This is a genomic window from Legionella sp. 16cNR16C (assembly GCF_021297775.1).
In the GTDB taxonomy this organism is placed as follows: Bacteria; Pseudomonadota; Gammaproteobacteria; order Legionellales; family Legionellaceae; genus Legionella_C; species Legionella_C quinlivanii_A.
Map to the genome: position 1 here is coordinate 1,289,741 of NZ_JAJTMX010000002.1, position 23,588 is coordinate 1,313,328.

Here is a 23,588-nt window from a genome sequence, read left to right on the forward strand (position 1 = left end):
AATTCGGATTATAAGAGTGAGTTTTAATTCGGAACATTTACAAATTATCAATTAAATTATCGTTCACATTCTGCAAGGATGCAATGCGCATTTGTGCAAATTATGTTATGATCTTAAGAACTACCCATAAAAAATGGATAATTATACCAATTTCTTACATAGATTATCCGCCGTTTCTATTATTACTGTAAGTATTACAGGAGAGCTTCATGGTTCATGGCCTTTTAAATCTTTCATTCTGGGGGTATGTCGTTGCTACTCTCATCTTAACTCAGATAACTATCGCAGGCGTTACTTTATACTTGCACCGCTATCAAACGCATCGTGCTTTAACCCTTCATCCTGTCGTTAGTCATATTTTTCGCTTCTGGTTATGGCTCACAACTGGGATGGTTACGGCCCAATGGGTAGCTATTCATCGCAAGCATCATGCCTCGACCGATGTCGAAGGGGATCCGCATAGCCCCAAGGTATTAGGATTGAAAAAAGTACTCTGGGAAGGCGCCGAGTTGTACAAGGAAGCGTCTCAGGATAAAGAAATGGTTGCCAAATACTCACATGGCACGCCTAACGACTGGGTCGAAAGAAACATCTACAGCCGTTTTTCATCCAAAGGCATTTTTTTAATGTTTCTGGTTGACTTGCTGCTATTTGGAGTTCCTGGAATTACAATCTGGGCAATTCAAATGGTATGGATTCCCTTTCACGCCGCAGGTGTGATCAATGGTGTCGGGCACCACTTTGGTTATCGCAATTTCGAATGCCATGATGCCGCAACTAATATTTTTCCCTGGGGTTTTTGGATCGGCGGTGAGGAATTGCACAACAATCATCACACCTTCGCTTCTTCTGCCAAATTCTCTGTGAAATGGTGGGAATTTGATATTGGCTGGTTGTACATTCGATGTCTTTCCGCTCTAGGCTTGGCCAAGGTTAAAAAACTGCCGCCTAAACTCGGCAAAGATGCTGCTAAGCTACATGTTGACCTTGATACGGTAAAAGCAGTTATCAGCAATCGCTTTCAGGTCATGTCGCATTATTACAAACATGTAGTTCGTCCTATTCTGAAGACAGAAAAGAAAACAGTAATTGCCGGCGACAAATCACAGAAGAAAATGTTTCAGCGAGCCGGCCGTTTACTCCGTCTCCAGGACAGTTTGCTGTCTCCAAAAGCCAAGTCCAGACTGCATGCGTTGCTGGCCAGTCGCGAGAAGTTAAGATTGGTCTATACTTATCGCCAGTCATTGCAAAATATTTGGCTTAAAACCGCCTCTTCCCAGAAGGAGTTGGTTGAAGCTTTACAGCAATGGTGCAAGCAGGCAGAGGAGTCTGGTTTAGAAGTTTTACAGCAGTTTGCTCAACAGATTAAGGCCTATGTGCCCAAGCCTGTTCGAGTATGAGGTCAGAATCCAAGCAAGAACAATAATCAGGATGGCAGGATGTTCTCCTGATTGATGGATCATCAAATAACGGAATAAAAGAGTTTAGGCAAGCCTGTGCATAACAGTCTTGCTTATTTTCATTGACATTAAACGGATTTTCCTTTGAAGTAAAAGGGTATTCGTTTAAAAACAGAAGGGAGTTTCATTTATGGACAAAATGATAGCCTTGGTTACTGGAGGTACCGGTGGGATTGGCTCCGCCATTTGCCAACGTCTGGCAGCTGATTATCACGTAATCGCCTGCTACTATAAAGGTGGCAAACACGAAGAAGCAAAACGCTGGCAGCAGGAACAAAAAGAAGCCGGCCATGATATTGATATTGTTTATGGTGATATCGCCAATTATGCCGACTGCGAAAAATTAGTTGCTCTGGTTACCGAGCGCTATGGACATATCGATGTACTGGTTAATAATGCCGGTATTACAGTCGATACCAGTTTTAAAAAAATGACTCCGCAACAATGGCAGCAGGTAATTGATGCCAATCTCACCAGCGTCTTTAATATGACGCGTAATGTGCTCCCGGGTATGCTGGAAAAAAATTATGGGCGCATCATCAGCATTTCTTCAATCAATGGACGAAAAGGGCAGTTTGGCCAGTGCAATTATGCGGCCAGTAAGGCTGCATTATTTGGATTTACCAAGAGTCTGGCGATGGAAGTGGCTAATAAAGGTATTACTGTCAATACTATCGCACCAGGATATATCGAGACCCCCATGCTTGCTGCTATGAAGGAAGAGGTTTTGAAAAGTATTGTTGCAAATATTCCGGTAGGACGTCTGGGAACTCCTGAAGAAGTCGCTGAAGCAGTTGCTTTCCTGGCTGCAAAAACATCTGGATTTATTACTGGCTCCAATCTGGATATCAATGGCGGACAGTACATGTCATAACAAAGAATGGCAGCTGTTTCGCCATTCACTATAATGGGTTTTTCTAGCAATGACTGCTTTTAATCCATTGAGTATTTTTAGCTTTGTCAGCTATCAAGAGTGAGGAAGTATGGATAAAAAGAATATGGCATTGATTACAGGAGGTACTGGTGACATTGGTACTGCTGTTGCAAAAGCACTCAATGCAAAATATAAAACAGTTGTTGCTTTGGATATTATGGCTGCCGATGAGGGGCCATTGTGGCAGGCTGCTTTAAATGAAGAAGGCTTTGAAACCATTGTTTTTCGGCGTATGAATGTTTGTGATTTCGATGAGTGCCAGCATGTCATCAATGCGCTTGTAGATGAGTTTGGTCCTGTAAGTGCATTAATCAATAATGCCGGGATTACTCGTGACGCCGTATTTCATAAAATGACCAAGCAGCAGTGGGACGAAGTTTTAAGGGTCAACCTGGATGGAATGTTTAATGTGACACGCCAGGTCGTTGATTCCATGCGTGAGCAAGCCTATGGTCGCATCGTTAATATTTCATCAGTTAATGCGCAGAAGGGACAGTTTTCTCAAGCCAATTATGCCGCCTCAAAAGCAGGGGTTTACGGATTTACAAAAAGCCTGGCCCAGGAGATGATGCTAAAAAATGTGACGGTTAACAGTATTTCGCCAGGCTATGTGAATACTCGCTTAATGAAAGGAATACGTCCTGATATCCTGCAATCAATTATTGAACTCATCCCCGCCAAGCGTTTAGCGGAGCCAGAAGAAGTTGCCTGGGTTGTGGAGTTTTTACTGGATGATAGAAGCCGTTACCTCACAGGAGCTAACCTGAGTGTTAATGGCGGTTTGCATATGTATTAACCTTCATCCATTTTGCAAGAGAGACTTTATGAGCCGGCTGATAAAAAAATATAAGAATCGTCGTCTGTACGATATGGAAAAAAGCAAATACATTACTGTCGAAGAATTGCAGCAGTATGTGATTGAGGGAATTGATTTTCGCGTAGAAGACTCTACAAGCAATCAGGACATTACCAATAGCACTCTCCTGCAGATTTTCATGGAGATGGAAAGCGGAACCACCCAATTTCTTTCTCCAGAGGTTTTAAGGCAGCTAATTATACTGGCGAAACATCCCATGCATCAGCTGTTTGCTAATATGCTGGAGCAATTTTTCACAAATATGCAAGCGTCATTGAATTCCAATCCCTATCTGAACAATGCCCAGCAAACGAATCTGGTATGGCAACAGCAAATGCAGCAGTTCGTTTCTCAATGGCAGAAAATATTCAAAACCAGTTAAATGGTGCACTGCAAAAAAAATTACTCCAATCTCTTGACATCGTCATAAGACGGATCTAATCTATTATTGTGCAATGCAACATATTAGGAGACTGTTATGAATCAAGAATATTTTGAGAAATGGACTGAAATGGCTAAAAAGGTTCAAGCTCCTTGGCAAGAAATTGTAGAGTTAAATGTCAAAACTTTGCAAAATTTGAACTATATCAAGCCTGAAGAATTAGCTAACTTAAAAAAACCTGAAGAGTTGTTTGAAAAACAAATCAGATTATTGATTGAGAATGGCCATAAAACGCTGGATCACGTGCAACGTTCGTTTGAAATTGTCGAAAAAGCGATGCTGTCAATGGTTCAGGAAGCCCGCGAAAAGGGTGGAGTACAACATTAATTCTTAGGGTCGATCGCAGTCAGCCATAAGGATTTCTCCTCCCACTTAAGTTAAGCTCAATTGTATATTCAACTGTCATCCCCGCGAAGGCGGGGATCCATCTCTGATCTGGCTATAATGCCGGCTGAGGAATGGATTCCCGCCTTTGCGGGAAAGACTAATTCTTAACTTAATTGGAGTGCAGCCTAACGGAGGGAATTCTCCAGCGAATCACTCCATCCTCTTAAAAACTTCTGTTCCGTCAATAATCTTTTTCACTGTGTCCAAGCCCAGTTTTCTTAACAAGCGTATATTATTTACAGGAATTGATTCAGTATCACCATAACGATTAATCGCCTCCTCCAGGCTTTCCTCGCGTAAAATATGCAGCATGGGGTAGGGTGAGCGATTAGTATAATTAGTAACATCATCGCTTGATGTGTCTGAAAAATAATAATCTGGATGGAAGCTTGCTAACTGAAAAATACCCTCAAGTTCTTCTTGCTGGATTAATAACTCGCCACGCTCAAGCAATTCCAGATAATGAAAAAAGTCCGCAAATTGCTGCGGGAAAATTAAAAAACTGGTCTCAATCGCTGGATTGGTTTCCAAAATTTGAAGTTCATCGAGTAAGCACTGCAGAGCTTCAGCCATAGTGTCCACTTCGGCGACCTGAAATCTGACGGTTTGTTTTTTCATTTCGCGTTTTGCAAAAGGACAAAGATTAAGAGGGATAATAAAAGTTTCTATCCAGCGTTTGGTATTTTCTATAATCAGGTCAGGAGATGAGGACATACTATTCGGATTAAAATATAAAACTTATTGTTCATTGATTCTGCATAATATAATAAATATATAGCATTGATAAAGGAATGGATCATGAATCAGGACAAATTACTGCCATCGATTCTATACGGAACTGCCTGGAAGGAAGAGCAGACCGAAGTGCTTTGTTACCAGGCTTTGAAAGCCGGTTTTACTGGTATTGATACGGCTAATCAGCGTCGACACTATTATGAAGAAGGCGTTGGCCTGGGAATTAGTCAGTTTTTGATGGAGTCTGGACAAAGTCGCGAAAGCCTGTTTTTACAGAGCAAATACACCTATGCAGAGGGACAGGATCACCGAAAACCCTATGATGAAAGTGATTCCTATGCCAATCAGGTCAGGCAATCACTTGAAAGCTCACTCTTACATTTAAAGACTGATTATCTGGACTCCTATATTCTGCATGGCCCTTATTCCGGGCAGGGCTTAACTGAGCAGGATTGGGAGGTCTGGACTACAATGGAGGAACTGCTTCGCGAAGGAAAAGTCCGCATGCTGGGAGTTTCCAATGTCAATCTTGCTCAATTGAAGGCGCTCTACCAGCGAGCTGCAATAAAACCTCGCTTTGTGCAGAATCGCTGTTTCGCTGTTAAATTGTGGGACAAGGAGATTCGACAGTTCTGTTATGAAAAAGCCTGCGTTTATCAGGGATTCTCATTGCTGACTGCCAATTATCAATATCTTGCAAATCCTAAGCTTCATCTCTTATGTGAAAAGTACAATAAAACACTGGCACAGATGATTTTTAGGTTTGCCCTGGACATAGGCATTCTTGCGCTCACTGGTACAACCAGGCTGCAACATATGAAAGAGGACCTGGATATTGGCAATTTTTCACTTATGCCTTCCGAGGTAGCGCAAATTGAAGAAATAGCCTTGAGTTAGACCCCTCTCTCTAGCTCTCTCCCCAGAGGGGCGAGAGGACTTTAAGGAATGATTCCATTTAAGAGAGTCCCCTCTCTCTAACTCTCTCCCAGAAGGAGAGAGGACTTAGAATCCCCTAACCCTCTGGGAGAGGGTTGATTTAACCTCCCTTTGCTTCTTAAGACTATATTCCAGCGGCGGTTTTCAATTGATTTGCCCGTGACGTTTTATAAGCCAATACAGCGACTAAAATTACACCAAGCAAGGCACAAAGCGGGATTACGCTCAGAGAGGTTTGAAAAGTTGACAGGTTATACACGGTCTCTCCCGCTTGGATAACGGACTCTTTTTCCATCAACTGACCAATGATAGTATGGAAAAAAGATCCACCCAGCATATTAATGCAATTTAAAAATGCAACACTAACACCCAGTAACTCCGGCTTGACCAGATCTGCTCCGGCTGAAAAAATAATCACCTGGTAACAGCAAAGAACACCGACCACGAAAAGTAAAAGTTTCAATTCAAAATGAGTCAAAGAGGTCGAATTAAGGATCCAGAACAAAGCCGTGGCCATACCTACTCCGCAGAAAGCGATGATGGAAAAATTTCCTGCTTTACGCGCAAGCAAGGCCAGCAGTGGGCCGCCGACCAGCATGCCGATGAAAATAAACGACATGAGCTGGGCCGCCTGACTCTTATCAAAATGATAGGCGCTCATCAAATAAGGAACGCCCCACACATCTGCGAATCCCTCAAGTGCTCCAACCATCATGAAGTTGGCTAATGCCAGAAACCAGATGAGAGGTGATTTCAGTAAGGATTTGAATTGACGGCGATTAAAACAGCCTGACGTTTTGCTGATGCCTGCTGCAGTGTTTGAGCGCAGCAGTAAAAAGATGCCGCAGCCTAAAACGATTGCGAATAAGGACAAGCCTAAAGCCACCGGTTGCCAGCCCTGGGATTCAATTAACTGGTTAACTGGCTTACCTCCATAGATGGCTCCTGTTAATCCTAATGTAAAGGAAAAACTAATCATTCTGGAATATTGAGACGCAGGAAACCATTCTGAAATAATCTTGGAAACGCCCAGAAAACCTACCGCTGAGCCTGCTCCAATCAGGAAGCGGCTTAAGCAGGCCAGATACCAGTTCGAGGTAAAACTAAACAGCAGCGTTGCGAAACCACATAGTATGGCGAATCCGGAAATCACATAGCGGGCACTCCATTTCTCCAGCATCATCGCCACAGGTATTTGCATGCCGGCATAGCCATAATAATAGAGGGCAGCAAGAACTCCAAATTCACTGGCATCTATGGAAAAACGGGTCATGATGGGTTGCATCATCAAGCCCGGCCATAGGCGAAGGATGAATTGATAAGTAAAAAATGCTAAAGGAAAAAGCCACATTAAAAAAGGCCGTAATTTAAAAAAGCTCATCTTCTCGCTCACTTTCGGAGGTTTTCAGGAATTAGATAAAATTTTAAGGCGTAGGTAGATAGTCGGCTTTTCAGCCGATAATAATGAAAGAAATGATGTATGTGGAGAAGTTTCCAAATAGCATTTGTTCTGCGCTAATAGTTTATTAGTCTGTCGATTATACCGGTTTTTTTTGGCTATGAAAGCCCTTAAATGAACAAATTGTCCGGTCGGTCCAGTACAAGGCTTTAGCTGGCTTAATTCGTCAACATGTTTTTCAAGGCCGTCAAATGTGATTTGGCAACTGCCTTGGCTCGCTCTTCATTTTTTTCACCTGATTTGCCAAACCATTCAATGCTGTCGACAGGTAATTCCTCAAGAAAGCGGCTGGGCTGGCAATCCTGCACTTCGCCGCCGCGCCGTCTTTGTTTGGCGAGACTAAGGCAGAGCTCGCGCTGCGCTCTGGTAATTCCAACATAAGCCAGGCGGCGCTCTTCTTCGATCTGATCCTCGTCAATACTCACCCGGTGAGGCAATAAATCCTCTTCCATGCCGACCAGATAGACAAAGGGAAATTCAAGACCTTTAGATGCATGCAAAGTCATTAACTGAACTGCTTCCTTGTCTTGTTCATCACCCTGCTCGAGGATATCGATAAGGATTAATTTATTAATGATATCTACCAGATTTTTTTCGGGATCTTTATTTAGTAACCGGTCTATCCAATCCAGCAACTCCCAGATATTTTCCATTCGCTTCTGCGCCTTCGCAGGCGTATCACATTGTTCATAAATATAAGCTTCATAACCGGATTCCTCAACCATCTCCCGGAGCGTTTCCGCGACCGCCTGGCTTTCGAGACGTTTGTTAATTCCCAGCATCCATTGCTTAAACTGTTGCAAAGCCTGGCGCGGTTTGTCCGCCAACAGTTCAGACAGAGCCAAATGGTCCGAACAATAAAACAGGCTTTCGCCACGGTTTTGGGCATAATTCCCAAGGTGGTCCAGGCTTGATTCCCCAATTCCTCTTTTAGGAGTATTGATGACACGAAGAAATGCAGCATCATCCTGGGGATTACAGAGTAATTTCAAATAGGCGAAAATGTCCTTCACTTCGCTTCGCGCGAACCAGGATTGGCCGCCGCTTATGCGATAGGCGATGCCATGATGGCGGAGTAGTTTTTCAAAAACACGTGACTGATGGTTTCCACGGTACAATATGGCGTAATCGCCATACTGTTTACCATGACGTAATTTATGGCTTATCAAATCAGCAATAACCTGTTCAGCCTCATCTTGCTCATCCTTACAGCAAAGCACGCGCAGCATCTCCCCATAACCCAGTTCGCTCCACAGGGTTTTGTCGAATAAGTGGGAATTATTGGCAATCAGAGTATTGGCGACATGCAGAATTCTGCCCGTAGAACGATAATTTTGTTCCAGTTTAATAATTTTAAGTTGCGGATAGTCTCGTTGTAACTGAGCAAGATTTTCAGGCCGTGCACCTCGCCAGGCATAGATAGACTGATCATCATCGCCGACTACCGTAAATTGTGCGCGAAGACCAGTAAGCAGTTTGACCAGCAGATATTGGCTGAGATTGGAGTCCTGGTATTCGTCAATCAGTAAATGACGAACACGATTTTGCCAGTAATCTTTTACTTCTTCATGTTCAAGCAAGAGGTTAACAGCCAGTAAAATCAAATCATCAAAATCGACGGCGTTATAGGCCCGCAATGAAATTTGATAGCGTTCGTAAATGGGAAGTGCCTCAAGAAAAATGGGGGTGTCTGGCGTTTTACTGCTCAGGTGCTCTGGCTTTAGCAACTCATTTTTCCAGCGCGAAATCTGCTGTTGTATTTGTGCCAGATACTCTCGGTCATTACTTTTACCCGGGGGCAGAAAATTACGAAATAATTGCAGACAATCCTCGCTGTCGAGAATAGAGAAGCCTGATTTTAAACCGCAAAGCTTTACATGCTTTTTAATCATGGTCAGGCCCAGGGTATGAAAGGTGGCGACCTTAAGACCCCGTCGGTGCTGGGCAGATAAAACCGAGTTGACCCGGGAGCGCATCTCATTGGCTGCCTTGTTAGTAAATGTTACTGCGAAGACAGAGCGGGCCTGATAACCGCATTCTTCAATTAAATAGGCAATCTTTTGCGTAATAACCCGGGTCTTGCCGCTACCTGCGCCAGCCAATACAAGTAATGGTCCGTCTATATAGCGCACAGCAGCCATTTGCTGAGGATTTAACATACCACAATCCGAAACTCAAAAGAGGAATTATCACCTGACAAGCCTGAGCAAACAATCATAAATGTGTTAGAATTAACAACATTTAATGCCTGAGCGGAAAAAAAAGCGTTTTTTTCGCGAAATATGAATAATTAATGAGTGAGAAAAAAATTGGATAGTTTGCAGAGTTTTATATTTGAGCATGCCAGTATTCGAGGGCAAATTGCTCATCTCCATGAAACCTATCGGACCATTATGAACCAACATGCTTATCCGGAAATGGTTAAATATTTGTTGGGTGAGGCATTAGTATCCTGTTTACTGCTATCAGGCAGTATTAAATTTGAGGGTGATTTAAGCCTGCAGTTCCAGGGTGATAAACGTCTGCCTTTGTTATTGGTCCAATGCGATCATCAACTTAATTTAAGAGGATTTGCCAAGTTTCAGGAAAATCTTGAAATAGCGGATTATGCCGAGGCTTTTTTGAAAGGCCAAATGGTGCTCACTATCAATCAATATCATAACACTCAGGCCTATCAAAGCGTGGTTCCCATTCTTGCTACTTCCATGAGTGAAAATCTGACCCATTATTTTGCCCAGTCAGAGCAGGTTGCCACACGGGTGTGGCTGGCAGTGAATGAAGAACGGGCAGCTGGCATGCTGCTACAGCTGATGCCAGGTCAAGATAGCCTGCAACGCGAGCAGTTCTGGGAATATGCTGTTCATCTAGGGCAGACAGTAAGTGAGAATGAGCTTTTAACTCTGGATAACCAGACATTGCTTTACAGGCTCTATCATGAGACCGAACTGCGTTTATTTGATGAAAAAGCGACTCAATTTAAATGTCGCTGCAGTCAGGAAAAAATGAAACAGGTGATTGTAGTTCTTGGCGAAGAAGAGGCCAATAAATTGTTAGCCGAGCAGGGCCAGATTAATATCAGCTGCGATTTCTGCAACAGCCATTTTTCATTTGATTCAATTGATATCGCCTTGTTGTTTCGGAAGAAATAAATGAAATAAAGGGAGTATCTGGCATGAAGCCTCTTTTGTTATCCAAACAGGCTGGTAGTATTTTACCTGTAATTCAGGCACCGATGGCGGGTGGAATCACCACACCCGAGTTGGCAGCCGCCGTTTCTAATTGCGGCGGGCTTGGTTCCATCGGTGCTGGATATCTTGAGCCAGAGGCGCTTAAAAAGCATATTCAGGCAACAAAACGTTTAACCTCTAAACCATTTGCGGTTAACTTATTTATTCCTGAAAAGATAACCTATACTGATAACGAGATGCTTGAAGCGGTTCGCGATATTAATCGGGCCGCGGACGATCTGAAGTATCCAGTCTCAGCAGTTTCACCTCCTTTTTCCCCTGATTTCGACAAGCAGCTGCAAGTGGTTGTGGAAGAAAAAGTTCCTGTGTTCAGCTTTACCTTTGGTGTATTAAAGGAAGCGCAGCTAAGACTGTTAAAAGCCAATAATATTTTTGTTTATGGAACTGCGACCAGTCTGCCAGAGGCAAAAATGCTGGCTGAAACAGGGGTTGATGCAGTCTGCCTGCAAGGACTTGAGGCAGGGGGACATCGGGGGAGTTTTATTGGAAAAGAAGAAGATAATCTGATTCCAATTGACTCCTTGTTAAAGACCTGTCTGGACTCGGGACTTAAACTGCCTTGTTTAGTCGCCGGGGGCATAGCCAGTCATGCTGATGTCGAGAAGCACCTCAGGAATGGCGCCCATGCTGTTCAGGTGGGTAGTCTGTTTTTAACCGCTCACGAATCGGGCACGTCACATGCCTATAAGCAAGCTGTGTTGAATCAGTTCGCCGATAAAACCCGCCTGACCCGCGCATTTTCTGGCAAGTTGGCTCGGGGGGTCGATAACCGCTTCATGAACAAGATGCAAAATGCTTACACGCTTCCCTATCCTGCGCAAAACAAGCTGACCAGCCAATTGCGAAATTATGCAAAACAGCTTGAGAATGCCGAGTATATGTCTCTGTGGGCTGGAACGAGTTCCTGGAAGGCAAAGGCTTCACCGGCAGCGCAATGCTTTAATGAACTTATTGGACGCTGATACTTGCGTTTATACCTGGAATCAGCTTTACGCGCCGTATTTTTCACGGCGCATATCGGTTCTGCTTAGTCCTCCACTCTTACCTCGATACGTTTTTCCTTAGGCGTGGTTCGCTTGGGAATGATTACTTCGAGCACGCCATGTTTGCATTTAGCGCTGATGTTCGATTCATCAGCAGATTGAGGCAAGCTAAATCGACGATAAAACTGTCCTTGCGAACGTTCTATTCTCGAGTAACCTTCTTTACCCTCTGTTTTTTCAAAATACCGCTCTCCTTGAATCGTCAATAAATTATTTTCAAGGGAAATATGAATATCTTCCGATTTGACACCTGGAATATCCGCGACGACCAGGAAGCGATCTTTTTCTTCCTTGATGTCCACTGCTGGAGCCCAGGTGCCGGTATCCACAAAGGAAGCATCGGTCTGACCTTTAAAGAAATGCTCCAGCAGGCTATTGATATCTTTACTGATGGGAAAATAATCACGTTTTAAACCATTCATAACTTTCTCCTTACTGTAATTGATCTGTGTAAGAAATAAGTAGGGATTAATCTGGTTTTTTCAAGTTGAAGTGATTGCTGAATTTGCCGTCTATTGAAGCTTAATTTCAGGGTGCATTTGGTAATTCATTGGGATCAATTGACAACTGCTGTTCCGAATCAAGCGGCTTGGCTTGGTATGTTTTGCAATTATTAATTTCCAGGGTTTGATTGGCAGTAACTGCGCAAACAATACGAAAGCCTTTGGGATTATAAAGATAAAGTGTCATGTAATGAGGATCTTTACCTTCAAGATTAACGATGTAGTTCTCCGGGTTTGGCATCGTCTCTAATTGTCCACTTATACATTGAGCCAATACGATGCCATCCTCTTTATTGCTTTGCTTGGTATAACATTGTTTGATGGTTGTCGTTACATTCTCAATAAAATCATCCGCGGCATGGATCACCGAAAAGGGGAAAAGAAAGGCAGTCAGCAAAATTAATAAGCGTCCATTCATAATTTATCTACAAGTAAAGGTTTATTAAATTATACAATATCCAGCGGAAAATGATAATTTTCAGTTTGATCCAAAAGTATTTTAAAATGGAGATACGCGCATAGCCCCAAACTTAATGGGCTGCTGCAGATACGGCATTCTTATGAATCAGGGTTGAATTCAGCAATTGTTTAATTACTGTTCCATCAAAATGCAACGTTTCTGCCGAGAGAGGCGTTTTTACACTATTTTCAATAATTAAATCAGCTCTTTTTTTATAAGGTTTAACATATTGTTCGTACATGGGCTTCACATAGCGCGTATACTGGGCAATGACTTGCTCTGTTGTGAGTCCTCTTTCCTTGGTGTCGCGTTCAATCCGTCTGAATAAGCAGACATCGGCCTTTGTTTTTACGAATATTTTTATGTCGAATAAATCCGCAATATAGTCAGGGTAAAAAATTAAAATGCCTTCAACAATAATGACGGATTTGGGGGTTATCCTCTTGGTTTCTTTTTTACGCGTGGAGGTTGAAAAATCATATAATGGAATATCGATTGCCTGTTCCCGTTTTAGTTGTTGTAAGTGTTGAGCCAATAATTCAAATTCAATACTGTCAGGATGATCAAAATTCACTTCCAGAAATTGTTCCAAGGGTATGTTTCCCAGGCCTTTGTAGTAATTATCAGAAGAAATAATAGTGCAATGCTCTGAACCCAGATATCGCTGAAGTTCTGTGGCAACCGTGGTTTTACCGGAGCCGGATGCCCCTGCTATACCGATGAGAATGCTATCCACTATTCACTCCCCAACTGATTAATTTATGAAGAGTTAAGGCCTGGCATAGAAGAGAATGCCTGTTGTCTTATCCAAGTATAAGCAAGATTAAAGGAAAATGCTGAATACAGCGGGTTTAACTGCTGACACGCACGGTAATATCTCTGGCGTCCGAATACCCGTGATCATCAATTACCCGAACCACAAATTTTCCGGGCCTGGCTGCCCATAACAAGGGTTGATCATTGGCGGTTTTGCCCAGGTAATTATCATTGATAAACCAATAGAGATTGCGCACATCCGCATCAGTAACAGCTGAGAGAGGAATAATGCTCGGCTGATCTGAATTGGCTTTGACAATATAATTCAGCTCAGATTGAGGGGAGGATATTTGCAAAGCCAGTGATTTTCCTGCTGACAGATTACAGTCGGCTTCATAGACGGGGGGAATACGACGCTGAATACCTGCTTGTTTGAAAATCCGGGCAAGATCGGAGGGCCAGAATTCATAAATTTCAAAGCGGGTGTTTTCATCGAAATGGCAGGTGCGAAGACCCGTCAATCGATTGATTGCTACTTCGCGATAGATATTATCAGTTTTAATGGGGGATTTTCCGGGGATAAACCAGCTCATTTCAGTATCTTTGCAGTAGCGGGTGGGCAATAAACCGGAAGCTTTACAAACTGGAATACGTGTTAAATTCATTCGTTCCGGGTGTTTGTCAATTGGCTTTAGCGGCCCATTTTCATGCTGGATGGCCTCCACCAGCTCGAAGAATAAGGGCGCTGCGATATTCTTCCCGACAAAAGCCGGGTTTCCCTTGTTATTGAAATTGCCTATCCAGACGATCAACACATAAGGACCGAAATTCCCAACTGTCCAGGCATCACGATAACCTGATGAGGTTCCGGTCTTCCACGCAATGGGCAGGCTGCGTGATTTAAACAGCAGATCGCTATGAGGTGTGTCTTTCAGCATTTCCAGTATAAGAAAACTTGCTTCCCGGCTTAATAAACGTTTACCGGTAACGGAAGGATCTTCCTTAAGCATGCGCAAAGGACGCCATAATCCGTCATTTGCCAGCATGGCATAGAGCGTGGCCAGCTCTTTCATCGTGACCTCTGCCCCACCCAGGGTCAGAGCAAGCCCGTAGTAGGATTCTGATTTCAGCTGGCTTACCTGCGCCTGTTCAAGAAGGCCAAATAACCCAGGTTTTGCCAGCTGGCTGGCCAGATAAATTGCCGGAATATTTCGGCTTAAAATGAGTGCTTCCTTTGCCCGGATAGGTCCCATGAAGTCATTATCAAAATTTTCAGGATTATAGGCACCGAAACTATGCGGCACATCCTTTAGTACGGTATAGGGATGAATTAAACCCTGATCAAGAGCCAGCGCATAAATAAACGGTTTAAGTGTTGAACCCGGCGAGCGTTTGATATCCATTCCGTTAATCTGCCCGCCTATTGCTGCGTCATAGAAATTAGCCGACCCCATTGCAGTTTTAACACTCATGTCGCGGGTATCAATCAACAAGACGGCCGCATTAAATGCGCCCACGCCTTTTTTACGCAGCAAATAGCGCCGGGTGATGCGTTCAGTCAGAGACTGTAGTTTCAGATTCAGAGTCGTATGAATTTCCTGCTGATTTCTGTGTGTACTTAACAGGCTATTCACAAAATGAGGCGCGGCAAAAGGGAGATCGCGAATTGTTTTCATCGCCAGCGGAAGCGTCATTGCATTCTGATAGCGTCGATCCTGGGGGTGAATTTGCAGCCAGCGGGCAAAGAGTTTATTGCGAATTGTTTTGAGTTGTTGATTATGTGGTGTGCGTTTGCCAGGATTTTGCGGAATAACACTTAAAGTCAGGGCTTGCGGCAAGCTCAATTGCATGGCCGATTCATTAAAATAAATCTGACTGGCTGCTCCAACCCCTTCAATATTGCCGCCATAGGGGGCCAGATTTAAATAAGCTTCTAGTATTTGCTGTTTGCTATAATGCCTTTCCAATTGAATGGCGCGAATTATTTGTTGAAGCTTTCCTGACCACTTTTTTGAATTAATATTAAAACGGATTCGCGCCAACTGCATGGTAATCGTTGACGCGCCCTGACGCCGCGATTGCACAACATAGGTTTCCCAGACTGCTTTCAGCATTGAAACCGGATTGAGCCCTGGGTGTTTATAGAAATACTGATCTTCCTGCAGAAGAGTCGCTTCAATCAATTGCGGTGAAATTTTTGAAAGAGGTACATAAAGACGATATTTTTCATCACGGCTTAAGCTAAGACGCAGAAGACGTCCATTGCAATCCCAGACTGCTGTGGAGAAAGGGAGCCCCTGCAGTAAAGGCGGTTTGGGTAAGCAGTAATAGCCTAGCGAAACTGCGGCACAAATGACCAGGAAAATTATGCTTAAACGATATTTCATAATTAGAAAACTAGTGATAAACTAAAGCCGCGCAGCGCATAGATGCAATGTAGAGCAAATTTAAATCAATTTGAATGAAATAGCCAGTAATATTTCCATTGAGACTAATTTTTTGATTTTGGCTTCTATGCAAAAAATAAACAGGCTTTTTTCCAGACTCTGCTGGAATGAGTTTTAGAAAAAAGACTGATAGTTCAACCCCTCCATACCCTGGTCACATCCCATGAACAAAAAATCTATTTTGAAACCATTCCTAGCTATCGGTGCGTTTTTTTCCCTGTTATTCGGTCGAGTCCATTGGAGCAGCCCACCCTGGATAAAAGGTGTCAGGCAGCAGGCAATTTCAAAACCAGGCCTTTTCTGGGGAAGCACAGTCGCTGTTCTTCTGCTGGCAGCCAGCAGCATCTACGGCTATATCTGGTATAAAAATTTACCTCAGCCAGAATTGGTCACGGCGGTGATTGCCTCGCCTGATATCACGCCTCTGGAAGAGGATTTAGTTCCCAATGATTTGATCATTAATTTTGGTATTCAGAGAGATGAACTGGTGTCTCAATCGGTGGCACCGCTGAAACTCATTGGTAAAGAAGTGACCGAAGGAATTGAATTGGTTCCAGACATGCCGGGTGAATGGGCATGGGATAACGACAGTCGTTTGATATTTACCCCTGAAAAAGATTGGCCTGCAGGGCAAACCTATGAAGTTCGTTTCAATAAAGAGGTTTTTGCCGCCAATGTCCAAATGGAAAAGCTGCGCTATCAGTTTTCCACCAAACCTTTCGAGGCAAAAATTGCTGAACTTGGCTTTTATCAGGATCCACTTGATGCCAAAAACAGGCAGATTGTCGCCACTGTCAATTTCAATTTTCCAGTGGACAGCAACAGTTTTGAAGAGAAAACCACACTCATTTTGCAAAAAATTAAGAACAATCAATTAGATCTTGATGCAAAACATTTTAAATTTACAGTGAGCTATGACAAGTACAAACGAATTGCCTACCTCCGTTCGGAACCATTGTCACTGCCCAAGGTGTCTCGCTATGTGGACTTGATTATCCCCAAGGGTGTTGAGGCAGAAAGCGGCTCTGGCAAAACGGGAGAAAGTATCAGCAAGAACCTGTTGATTCCCGATGCCAGCAATTATTTTAAGGTAAGTTCCGCGGACGCATCCATTATTCGTAATGAAAGAGACAGACCCGAGCAGATTTTAAATGTGGAAACCAGCCTGGGAGTGACTGAGGCCGCTATCAATAAGGCGCTTCATGTATATTTATTACCAAAAAACTACCCGGCAACTGCTTCTGAGCCTGAAAAGTCTGACTATGACTGGCAAAATCCCGGGGAAGTAAACTCGGCTATTCTTGCACTATCCAAACCTCTTTCATTACAGGCTTTACCAGCGGACAGGAATTATTCGAGCTTGCACAGCTATCGCTTTAGCAGCAATACCCCGCAATATCTCTACTTAAAACTTGATAAAGGCCTGAAAGGCTTTGGCGATTTTGATTTATCGACGGATTATACTGCCATTATCAAAGTGCCTGAACTCCCGAAGGAAATTAGTTTTCTCCATAAAGGGGCTTTACTGGCCTTGGCGGGCGAGAAAATGCTTTCGGTCGTGGTCCGCGGCGTGCCAGCGGTTAAATTTGAAATTGCCAGAGTCTTGCCTGACAATGTGAATCAGCTGGTCACTCAGACTCAGGGCGATTTTAATAATCCCTATTTTATTAATCAAAGTTTTAATCAGCAAAATATCAGTGAAATCTTTTCAGAGATTCAGCAGTTTGATACCTCTGATCTGACTAAGCAAAATTATACCGCACTCGATCTAGGGAAGTATTTATCCGCACAAGCCAATACGGGCGGACCTCAGGGTTTGTTTCTATTGCAGGCGACCGGTTGGGATGTTCAGCAGAAACAGCCCCTGGATGTTAAAACCAGCCGTTTAGTATTAATGACTGACCTTGGATTATTGGCAAAAGATAATAATGACGGTAGTCATGAGGTATTTGTTCAATCGATTGCTCAGGGTGCTCCAGTCGCGAATGCGAGTGTTTCCATTCTTGGAAAAAATGGTCTGCCTTTGCTGACCCGCATGACCAATGAACAGGGACAGGCGAGTTTTCCTGTGCTAAGTGATTATGTGGATGAACGCGAACCTACGGTTTATCTGGCGAGCCTTGGCAGTGATGTGTCGTTTATTCCTTATAATAATGCCAGCCGTCAGCTCAATTTCTCGCGCTTTGATGTAGGCGGTCTTTACGTTAACAATCAGGATCTACACAGTCTAAGTGCTTATCTGTTTTCGGACCGCGGAATTTATCGGCCTGGTGATGAGGCTCATTTTGGCATGATTATCAAACAGGCTTACGCCTTTTCACAACCGGCTGGCCTGCCATTGGAAGTACTTATAACCGATCCGCGCGGCACTACGGTTTTAGATAAAAAACTAACGCTTGATAACACCGGTTATCTGACACTGGATTTTCCGACTACGGCAACGTCTCCAACCGGACAATATCAGGTGAACTTATATGTTATTAAAGACAATAACCCACAAAGCCTGTTAGGCAGCACCAGCATTCGAGTAGCTGAGTTTCAACCGGATCGGATGCGAATCACCTCTTCTTTCTCGCAGAAGCCAACGGAAGGATGGGTTTCTCCGGATAATTTAACTGCTCAGGTTAGCCTGTGGAATCTCTATGGCGCGCCGGCAGCGGATCGCAAAATCAGTGCGCGAATACTGCTATCGCCTCAGCGTGTGCAATTTACGAAATACCCTGAGTATATCTTTATTGACCCCTTGCTTGATCCATCGAAGCCGGCAAAGGTGTTTACCGAGGATTTGCCAGAAACCCGGACTAATGATAAAGGTGAAGCCGATCTGGCTCTTAATCTGAATCGCTTCGATAAAGCCACCTACCAGCTCACCTTTTTTGCGGAAGGTTTCGAGGCACAGGGCGGCCGTAGTGTAAATACTCAAAGTTCGGTGCTGGTGAGTCCTCTGAGTTATTTCATTGGTTATAAACCGGATGGGGATCTCTCATACATTAAACAGAATGATAAACGCAGTGTTAATTTTATTGCGGTGGACCCGCAGTTAAAGCAGCTGGCGATTGATGGGCTGAAACTCCAGTGGATTTCCTTGCGACCGGTAGTCACACTGGTAAAAAATCCCAATGGCAGCTATAAGTACCAGTCTATTATTCAGTCAACAGTACTTGAAACCAAGCCGTTTAAAGTGGACGAGCAAAGCAGTGCTTACGATTTGCCCACCCAGCAAATCGGTGATTTTGCAATCAAGGTGCTCGACAAAAACAATACTGAATTAAGCCAATTGAAATACAGTGTAGTGGGTAATAGTCAGCTTCCTCTGGCTAAAAATGCGGAATTGTCGGTCAAGTTGAATAAAGAAGAATATAATGTCGGTGAAGATATCGAGCTGCAGATTACAGCGCCCTACACGGGTTCTGGCTTAATTACTATTGAACGGGATAAGGTTTATGCCAGCCAATGGTTTAAAACAGACAGCTCCAGCTCGATTCAGAAAATTCGGATTCCGGCGGATTTCCAGGGCAATGGCTATGTAAATGTGGCTTTTGTGCGCAATTGGGATTCTCCTGAAATATTTATCAGTCCTTTAAGCTACAGCGTGATGCCTTTTAGTGTAAATCATGATAATCGCGCAATTCATATTGCGTTGAAAGCGGAGGAAGAAGCAAAGCCGGGGATGCCTTTAAACATTGAATATCAAAGCGATAAACCCGGGAAGATCATTGTCTTTGCTGTTGATGAAGGTATTCTGCAGGTTAGCCGTTATGTGACGCCTGATCCTCTGGCATTCTTCTTCCAGAAATACGCACTGCAGGTATTCACCCAGCAGACTGTCGATCAGATTTTGCCAAAATATATTCGCGAGCGCGAATTGTCCGCGGTAGGGGGCGACGACGGGGAAGAACTATTAGCCAGTCATTTAAATCCCTTCAAACGTAAAACTGATTTACCAGTGGTTTTCTGGTCTGGTCTTTTGCCAACTGACACCACCGCACGGCAAGTCACTTACGAGGTTCCAGATTATTTTAATGGCAGCTTGCGCATCATGGCTGTAGCCGTTGGCGACAATGATTTGGGGTCTGCTGAAAAGCAGATTAAGGTGAAAGGTAATTTTATCATTAACCCGAATGTTCCCAATTTTGTAGCCCCGGGGGATGAGTTTGATGTGACGGCCAGTGTTGCCAATAATGTGAAAAATTCGGGAGCTGCTGCGAAAGTTAATGTACAGATGTCAGCTTCTTTTGCATTGGAAATTATAGGCAATGACAAGGAAACGATTGAGATTGATGAAGGAAAGGAAAAAACGCTGCGTTTCCATGTGAAAGCCAAAGCCGAACTCGGTAATGCGGATTTGAGCTTTACCGCCAGCCTCGGTGATAAATTGAGTAAGATGAATGCCAGTTTAAGTGTTCGTCCTGCCAGTAGTTATATGACGACAGTAAAAAGCGGACGGGAGGCATCAAAATCGATGAGTCTGCCGCTCGACCGGGCGCTTTATCCAGAGTATCGCCAGGTACAGGCTGCTGTATCGAGCAGTCCACTCATTTTAGTGGCAGGTTTGCAACGCTATCTGGAAAATTATCCCTATGGCTGTACAGAACAAATCACCAGTAAGGCCTGGCCTCTTCTGGCGATGGGTAATCAGCCGCAATTTGATAATGACAGCCAACAGGCTAAACAACGGATTGTTGAGACTATTCAAACCTTGGGCCAACGTCAGATGACCAATGGCGGATTCAGTTATTGGCCTGGGCTCGGTGACAATAGCAATAATGATTTTGCCTCAGTGTATGCCATGCATTTTCTAACCGAGGCCCGCGAGCAGGGCTATAATGTTTCTAACGACATTATTTATTATGGGATTAACTACTTAAAAGAGCTGGCTGAGCGAAAATATACTGATCTCTATCAGGGACGCATTCAGGCCTATGCCATTTATGTATTAACCAGAAATGAGATTATCACTACCAATTATCTGACCAACCTTCAGTTAAGTCTGGAGCAGGACAAAAATAATAATTGGCAGCAGGATATTACCGGTGCCTACCTTGCCTCGACGTATCAATTACTGAAAAACTTCAGCGAAGCTGAGCGCTTAATCAAACAATTCAAAGTGAATAATCAGTCAAACGAGATGGGTGCTTTCTATGACAGCAGTATTGCCGACGCACAGTACCTGTATCTGGTTGCCCGCCATTTCCCGCAGTTATTGTCATCAGTCGGGGATCGCTTAATTATGCCTTTGGTTGAATCAATTAATGCGAATGAAATAAATACTGTACTTTCGGGCTATACCAGTCTGGCTTTAAATGCCTATGCTCAAAGCTTGCCTCCGGCACAAACCCAGGGATTATCCATCATGGCGGTCATCGGTGGTCAGCAAACTTCTTTGGAGCCCATGGATAAAGCGTATCAAAAGGTTGATATTAATGATAAGACAACCTCTGTTACTATCGACAATCCCAATAAAATAAGTTACTTCTATCAACTGATCCAGGCAGGTTTTGATAGAAACAAGGTTGATAAACCTCTGACACAGGGAATGGAGGTATTGAGAGAATACCGTGATGATGAGGGCAATACGATAAGCTCTGTAGCCTTGGGTTCGGAAGTTGAAGTTCATATTCAATTACGGACACTCGATAATCGTTACATTAATAATATCGCCATTGTCGACTTGTTGCCGGGTGGATTTGAAGTGGTTCGTGACTCAGTAAAAACAGATAATATGGAGTATGCTGATATTCGTGAAGATCGGGTTATCTTTTTTGGCAGTCTCGGGGCTGAGGTTAAAGAAATTAGCTACCGGATTAAGGCAGTCAATATTGGACAGTTTACAGTACCCCCTGTTTTGGCTGAAGCCATGTATGATCCTGCCCTTAAAGCAGAGGGAGTCAGTTCAGTATTTTCAGTTAACCAGTAAAGTTGTTAACTGCGTAACGCCTTCCATATCAGTGGAGGGCTATCCCAGGCTGTACCATTACCAAAAGGGAAAAGATGGTAAATCTGGTTAAATTAAGTGATAAAACACGCCGTTACATTCAGCAAATGAATGAGGTAAACCAGGGGGTAAATTATTTCCCCCAGGAATTTGCTGAAGAAAAACTACCATTATCCCTGCTTCTTCCCTGGTTAAAAAGCAATCCTGTGGCGGATAAAAAGCAGCAGCTTATTCTTGAGCAAGTGCAGGCTGCGCTATTGAAGGACATTTACCAGATCCTGCATACTGAAGTCAGGGAGAAGGTAAAAAAAAGTAAATGGGCAAAGTTTAAATTTATTTTACTTTTCGTTAGCGGAACGCTTTATTTTATTTGCGAAGGCTTTGACGGAATCAGTAATGTCCTGGGTTTATTCTCAATCCCTACTGCAGCCGTATTTGTGGCCAGCCTGGTTTTCTCCGCCATATCCATTTTATTATTTTATGGGCTCGATTTAAGCGCTCTGGCGAAAGAGTTCGGGATCAAAATGCGACAGGTTCCTCAGCTGACGAGTGTGTATGCAAAACAAGTGAAATTAATTCATGCGATTCAGGCAAAACTTGCTGAAATCTATGACGAAACCGAAAATCTCTGCGTGTTACAGGACTATCTGACGCTTTCACAGGTGTTGCAATTAAAATTCGCGGAATTGGATGAAGCAAGAGCCATTCTACGAGCCAGGCGGTCGAGCACTGCCAGCAAAGCACTAAAACTACTCGCGGTTAGCCTTCAGGCTATTACAGTGTTCAGTGGTGCATTCTGTGCCGGCCAAACGGTTTCCATGTTTATTGCAGGCTGGGTGCTTGCCTCAGTCAGTCCCACTTTCTGGCCTGTTCTGCTGACGAGTATCCTTGTGGGAGCATGCGCATTAGTTTGCTATTGGTATTCAACGAAACCCGAGATAGAAGAGCTGGTGGGCAGGCAACTGGGGCTCGATGAAGAGGTGATTAATTTGCTCTGCGATGAGGAGGCTGTAAGCCAGCAAAAAGCACAGCTTGAAAAGCTGGAGGGCCGGCTTATGAAAAAGTTATTGACGCTGGAAAAAAGAGAAGAGCCCTTACTCAACAGCGATGTCAGGATGCCAATACGCATCAATCGTATTACGCGCACACTTTCAAACAGCAGTTTTTTCAGCAATCAGGAGCCGCAGGCATCTTCCACACTCAAGCTTGAGGCCCCCGTAAGCCAGGAACTTCAATGTATATAATATTTCTATAACAGGGAAGGCGTAGATACTACCTGCTTTATACCCATTCCAATGGTTGCCAGATTCAAAGGAAGATAAACCAATAAGGAATTACCCAAATGATAGTTGGGATTAATAGACACATAATAGTTATGAAAAGGATTCCTGTCATCAAAATGAGGGTCAATGCCATTGGTTAAGGCCACATGGTTTTTAATGACCATTGAATGTTCTGAATGAGGAATCCAGTTGTTGTCATTAATGAGACAATCCGCTCTTTCCAATACATAGTCCGGGGTGCGTGTATCGGGTTTGGGATAAATATTGTGGTTGAAGCTATTTAAGAATTGATATCGGGATGGTGTGTTTGTATGTGCAAAATAAATAAATTCCTCTTCCGGATGGGCTAATTTATCTTTCATTGCATGAGCGAGGCCAAATTTGGCTGCTACAAATCCTGGATTGACACGCTGATTGTAGTAAGTGCCTCCCCAGTAAGCAATAACCGGCTTACTTTTAGGGTAAATCACCTGACGGCATACGCGTGTGAATCCGGTCAGGTGATTAAATTGATCGTAATAAAGAGCAAGTGCCCCCGGCTTCTCAACGCCTAAGACCTCATTCCTGAATTGCTCCGGGCTTGAAAGCTGATAATGGCGGGCGGTAAAATTTTCAAGCAATTTGATAAGCCCTGCCAGCTTATCTTTTTCACTTGGAAGCAAAATAATATCTGTTCTGGATATTATAGATTCAATCATTATTTT

At 43.6% G+C, this 23,588-nt stretch carries 18 protein-coding genes; 10 read left to right on the plus strand and 8 right to left on the minus strand.

Annotated features, from left to right (window positions below; genetic code table 11):
• Positions 1-209 precede the first annotated feature (209 nt).
• From LXA66_RS09505 to LXA66_RS09525, 5 genes are all read left to right on the plus strand, one after another.
• Entirely contained in the window at positions 210-1,400 is a 1,191-nt protein-coding gene (locus tag LXA66_RS09505; RefSeq protein ID WP_233012959.1) for a fatty acid desaturase, read from the plus strand.
• A gap of 190 nt (positions 1,401-1,590) precedes the next feature.
• A complete protein-coding gene (gene phbB / locus LXA66_RS09510) occupies positions 1,591-2,334 on the plus strand; it encodes an acetoacetyl-CoA reductase (protein ID WP_133139822.1) in 744 nt (247 codons plus the stop codon).
• A gap of 109 nt (positions 2,335-2,443) precedes the next feature.
• Positions 2,444-3,190 carry an acetoacetyl-CoA reductase gene (gene phbB / locus LXA66_RS09515; RefSeq protein WP_133139821.1) on the plus strand — a complete coding sequence of 249 codons (747 nt, stop codon included), beginning with the start codon at positions 2,444-2,446 and terminating at the stop codon, positions 3,188-3,190.
• 28 nt (positions 3,191-3,218) lie between these two features.
• Positions 3,219-3,632, plus strand: a complete 414-nt coding sequence (locus LXA66_RS09520) for a polyhydroxyalkanoate synthesis regulator DNA-binding domain-containing protein (RefSeq protein WP_112219348.1) — start codon at positions 3,219-3,221, stop codon at positions 3,630-3,632.
• 96 nt (positions 3,633-3,728) lie between these two features.
• Positions 3,729-4,019, plus strand: a complete 291-nt coding sequence (locus tag LXA66_RS09525; RefSeq protein ID WP_233012960.1) for a phasin family protein — start codon at positions 3,729-3,731, stop codon at positions 4,017-4,019.
• A 210-nt stretch (positions 4,020-4,229) separates the two neighbouring features.
• Here LXA66_RS09525 and LXA66_RS09530 read toward each other — a convergent pair whose 3' ends face one another.
• The gene (locus tag LXA66_RS09530) at positions 4,230-4,793 is read right to left on the minus strand and encodes a DUF1415 domain-containing protein (protein ID WP_233012961.1); all 564 of its coding nucleotides are present in this window, start codon (positions 4,791-4,793) and stop codon (positions 4,230-4,232) included.
• Positions 4,794-4,877: 84 nt separating this feature from the next.
• Here LXA66_RS09530 and LXA66_RS09535 point away from each other — a divergent pair, with 84 nt between their 5' ends.
• Positions 4,878-5,711, plus strand: a complete 834-nt coding sequence (locus LXA66_RS09535; protein WP_233012962.1) for an aldo/keto reductase — start codon at positions 4,878-4,880, stop codon at positions 5,709-5,711.
• 163 nt (positions 5,712-5,874) lie between these two features.
• Here the strand turns inward: LXA66_RS09535 and LXA66_RS09540 are convergent, their stop codons facing one another.
• Both LXA66_RS09540 and LXA66_RS09545 read right to left on the minus strand, forming a co-directional pair.
• Positions 5,875-7,131 carry an MFS transporter gene (locus tag LXA66_RS09540; protein WP_233012963.1) on the minus strand — a complete coding sequence of 419 codons (1,257 nt, stop codon included), beginning with the start codon at positions 7,129-7,131 and terminating at the stop codon, positions 5,875-5,877.
• Positions 7,132-7,367: 236 nt separating this feature from the next.
• A complete protein-coding gene (locus LXA66_RS09545; protein ID WP_112219343.1) occupies positions 7,368-9,368 on the minus strand; it encodes a UvrD-helicase domain-containing protein in 2,001 nt (666 codons plus the stop codon).
• A gap of 150 nt (positions 9,369-9,518) precedes the next feature.
• Between LXA66_RS09545 and hslO the strand changes: the two genes are divergently transcribed.
• Both hslO and LXA66_RS09555 read left to right on the plus strand, forming a co-directional pair.
• Positions 9,519-10,358, plus strand: coding sequence for an Hsp33 family molecular chaperone HslO (gene hslO / locus LXA66_RS09550; RefSeq protein ID WP_233012964.1), 840 nt, complete (start codon positions 9,519-9,521; stop codon positions 10,356-10,358).
• 23 nt (positions 10,359-10,381) lie between these two features.
• Entirely contained in the window at positions 10,382-11,419 is a 1,038-nt protein-coding gene (locus LXA66_RS09555) for a nitronate monooxygenase family protein (RefSeq protein WP_233012965.1), read from the plus strand.
• 65 nt (positions 11,420-11,484) lie between these two features.
• On the opposite strand, the gene LXA66_RS09560 is transcribed toward LXA66_RS09555, so the two are convergent.
• The 4 genes from LXA66_RS09560 to pbpC form a co-directional block, all read right to left on the minus strand.
• Positions 11,485-11,922: an Hsp20/alpha crystallin family protein gene (locus LXA66_RS09560; RefSeq protein WP_112219340.1), complete on the minus strand. Its 438-nt coding sequence runs from the start codon at positions 11,920-11,922 to the stop codon at positions 11,485-11,487.
• A 106-nt stretch (positions 11,923-12,028) separates the two neighbouring features.
• Positions 12,029-12,421, minus strand: coding sequence for a hypothetical protein (locus LXA66_RS09565; protein ID WP_233012966.1), 393 nt, complete (start codon positions 12,419-12,421; stop codon positions 12,029-12,031).
• Positions 12,422-12,533: 112 nt separating this feature from the next.
• The gene (gene udk / locus LXA66_RS09570) at positions 12,534-13,199 is read right to left on the minus strand and encodes a uridine kinase (protein ID WP_233012967.1); all 666 of its coding nucleotides are present in this window, start codon (positions 13,197-13,199) and stop codon (positions 12,534-12,536) included.
• Between the two features lie 115 nt (positions 13,200-13,314).
• Complete coding sequence (gene pbpC / locus LXA66_RS09575; RefSeq protein WP_233012968.1) at positions 13,315-15,606, minus strand: penicillin-binding protein 1C; 2,292 nt, start codon at positions 15,604-15,606, stop codon at positions 13,315-13,317.
• 223 nt (positions 15,607-15,829) lie between these two features.
• On the opposite strand from pbpC, the gene LXA66_RS09580 reads away from it, so the two are divergent.
• Entirely contained in the window at positions 15,830-21,583 is a 5,754-nt protein-coding gene (locus LXA66_RS09580; protein WP_233012969.1) for an alpha-2-macroglobulin, read from the plus strand.
• A 74-nt stretch (positions 21,584-21,657) separates the two neighbouring features.
• Positions 21,658-22,845: a hypothetical protein gene (locus LXA66_RS09585; protein WP_233012970.1), complete on the plus strand. Its 1,188-nt coding sequence runs from the start codon at positions 21,658-21,660 to the stop codon at positions 22,843-22,845.
• 5 nt (positions 22,846-22,850) lie between these two features.
• On the opposite strand, the gene LXA66_RS09590 is transcribed toward LXA66_RS09585, so the two are convergent.
• On the minus strand, positions 22,851-23,582 hold the full coding sequence (locus tag LXA66_RS09590; RefSeq protein WP_112219334.1) for a hypothetical protein: 732 nt from the start codon (positions 23,580-23,582) through the stop codon (positions 22,851-22,853).
• Positions 23,583-23,588: the final 6 nt, after the last annotated feature.

Coding starts and splice junctions, on each gene's coding strand:
- LXA66_RS09505 (WP_233012959.1), top strand. CDS start 210: ATGGTTCATGGCCTTTTAAATCTTTCATTCTGGGGGTATGTCGTTGCT.
- phbB (WP_133139822.1), top strand. CDS start 1,591: ATGGACAAAATGATAGCCTTGGTTACTGGAGGTACCGGTGGGATTGGC.
- phbB (WP_133139821.1), top strand. CDS start 2,444: ATGGATAAAAAGAATATGGCATTGATTACAGGAGGTACTGGTGACATT.
- LXA66_RS09520 (WP_112219348.1), top strand. CDS start 3,219: ATGAGCCGGCTGATAAAAAAATATAAGAATCGTCGTCTGTACGATATG.
- LXA66_RS09525 (WP_233012960.1), top strand. CDS start 3,729: ATGAATCAAGAATATTTTGAGAAATGGACTGAAATGGCTAAAAAGGTT.
- LXA66_RS09530 (WP_233012961.1), bottom strand. CDS start 4,793: ATGTCCTCATCTCCTGACCTGATTATAGAAAATACCAAACGCTGGATA.
- LXA66_RS09535 (WP_233012962.1), top strand. CDS start 4,878: ATGAATCAGGACAAATTACTGCCATCGATTCTATACGGAACTGCCTGG.
- LXA66_RS09540 (WP_233012963.1), bottom strand. CDS start 7,131: ATGAGCTTTTTTAAATTACGGCCTTTTTTAATGTGGCTTTTTCCTTTA.
- LXA66_RS09545 (WP_112219343.1), bottom strand. CDS start 9,368: ATGTTAAATCCTCAGCAAATGGCTGCTGTGCGCTATATAGACGGACCA.
- LXA66_RS09555 (WP_233012965.1), top strand. CDS start 10,382: ATGAAGCCTCTTTTGTTATCCAAACAGGCTGGTAGTATTTTACCTGTA.
- LXA66_RS09560 (WP_112219340.1), bottom strand. CDS start 11,922: ATGAATGGTTTAAAACGTGATTATTTTCCCATCAGTAAAGATATCAAT.
- LXA66_RS09565 (WP_233012966.1), bottom strand. CDS start 12,421: ATGAATGGACGCTTATTAATTTTGCTGACTGCCTTTCTTTTCCCCTTT.
- pbpC (WP_233012968.1), bottom strand. CDS start 15,606: ATGAAATATCGTTTAAGCATAATTTTCCTGGTCATTTGTGCCGCAGTT.
- LXA66_RS09580 (WP_233012969.1), top strand. CDS start 15,830: ATGAACAAAAAATCTATTTTGAAACCATTCCTAGCTATCGGTGCGTTT.
- LXA66_RS09585 (WP_233012970.1), top strand. CDS start 21,658: ATGGTAAATCTGGTTAAATTAAGTGATAAAACACGCCGTTACATTCAG.
- LXA66_RS09590 (WP_112219334.1), bottom strand. CDS start 23,582: ATGATTGAATCTATAATATCCAGAACAGATATTATTTTGCTTCCAAGT.